This window comes from Neisseria sp. P0021.S005 (genome assembly GCF_051956955.1).
Genome location: NZ_JBQCWY010000957.1, coordinates 1 through 453 on the forward strand (window position 1 = coordinate 1; position 453 = coordinate 453).

The 453-nt window shown below is 52.3% G+C and carries 1 pseudogene; it reads right to left on the reverse strand.

From position 1 onward, the window contains the following. A pseudogene (locus tag ACTHUE_RS20350) lies at positions 1-453 on the reverse strand (cardiolipin synthase); the annotation flags it as partial.

Genomic DNA, 453 nt, shown 5'->3' on the forward strand with positions numbered 1-453 from the left:
GGGTGGTAGTTGTGGTTTGTTTGATAGCGGCATAGATGGCGCTGATGATGGTTTCGTAGATGACGAAGCTGCTTTGCTCGGGGGCGGAAGGAACGATTTGGGCAACAATATTGCCTTGCTGCATTTTTTCGGGAAGGATTTGGGGCAGCAGGTTTTTTGCTTGGTTGAGGTATGTTTGTACGTTTTGGAGGTTTTTATCGGTTTCGACGGCACGGTCGGCGAAGAAGACGGCTGACAGCTCCAGTACCATAGGCCCTGTGCAACGCATCATGGCATCTATCCATTCGCCGACGCCTGAGTTTTGTTTGAAGTAGCGCGGATCGACGAGGTTGCAGCTGCCGGTGTAACCGATTTTGCTGTCGATCACGAGGGCCTTACGTTGGTTGCGCAGGTCGGTGCGCGTGAATAACGTACGCCAAATGCCGACAGGCAATGAGGTATGTACTTCAACGC